Here is a 1370-nt window from a genome sequence, read left to right as displayed (position 1 = left end):
GCCCTTACCGCCGCATCTCGCGGTGGGAGCACGAAACCGTGCTCGAGGCCGTGCAGCACCGGCTCGACAGAACCCCTGACGCGATGAAGATCCGAAGGCGCACTGTCGAGCATGTCTTCGGTACCTTCAAGCACTGGATGGGCTATACGCACTTCCTAACGCGAAGGCTCCCCAATGTTGGTACTGAGATGAGCCTGCTCGTATTGGCATACAACTTAAAGCGCGTGCTTCGCATTCTTGGATAYGCAAAAACGATGAAGGCGATGAGCCTGCTGGGGGCGTAAGCTCCCTTTTGGAGGAAAAACCCGCCCGAAATTCGGCTCTCCAAGCCGCTCGCCATAATTGCGCGCTCTGTTACGCTGCCAGCCCCATCGTCTGATATCGCCGTTTGAGCGATTATGGACGCCTACAAGGGCGCGCTATGCAGTTCCAGCGGAGTTTCCACACGGCCTCGACCCATTACGGCCCTCGGAGTCTTCAAGGGATTTGGCCGCTAGTGAGCGTAGAGCGGACATCGGAAAGCGAGCCGCGATTCCGGCGAATGTACCTCAGGAAGCATCCCACATGGCCGCCACCCTCTCGGCACCACGCATGCGCCGCTGAACAGCCCAGAAAAGAACCCTGATCGCTACGGTGCTATTTGCGCTTACGCGCTGTATCAGGTCGGTGGGCGGGTCCAGTCTCAGGCCAAATTCGGCAGCGGAGGCATACCCAACAACCTGTTCACGCGTGATCGTGGACCTCAGTTGTTGGTCTAACAGGACGCGCAGAGCTTGTCGATAAAGCCGTTGATCATAACTTTGCCGAGTCGCCGCGCGCGCTCTGCGGTCGATTTCACGACTGCAACATCTGACCTCCTGCAAGAGGTCCGAGAGTTTGCTTTGTGGAGTTTGGGCGTCCATGCCAGGTTGGTGTGCCGTCACTTCATTCAATTGCCCAATGTTACGGCGGGGCAGGATCAATAAATACGTAGCTTTAGTAGGAGACCCGCCGAAGCGCCTTGTAATGCATCCCTGCCGGACGAACCCTGGTCAATTCGCGGCGCGGGGAGCACCGGTATCTCACTCTGCGCCGCAGTGTGAAAACCCCATCCCTTTTTCCTATGAAACGTAGATATGYGTGCGGGATGTCGGACCATATCCTTCGTACTGTGCCGGACGACTCCATGCAGACCTCTCCGGCGTAACGAGGACCATCATTGCCGGAGCCCGCATGTCGAACTACCACGTGAACCACCTCATCGCAATCGTCGGCCCGACCAATGTACTGGTTGGCGAAGACACCCAGTCTTTCGCTACCGACTATCGGGGTGTCTTCCACGGGCAAGCATTGGCGGTAGTCCGGCCGGCATCCACCGCAGAGGTCAGCGC

The 1370-nt window shown here is 58.0% G+C and carries 1 protein-coding gene; it reads left to right on the top strand.

Going from position 1 to position 1370, the window contains the following annotated elements:
- On the top strand, positions 1–284 hold a 284-nt coding region (locus AC1DPR_RS31945; RefSeq protein WP_477818025.1), incomplete at its 5' end, for a transposase.
- Positions 285–1370 lie beyond the last annotated feature (1086 nt).

It is taken from the genome of Rhizobium sp. 01T417 (genome assembly GCF_056398905.1).
Note: the sequence above shows the minus strand (reverse complement) of the source record. Positions and strands in the feature narration are given on the sequence as shown.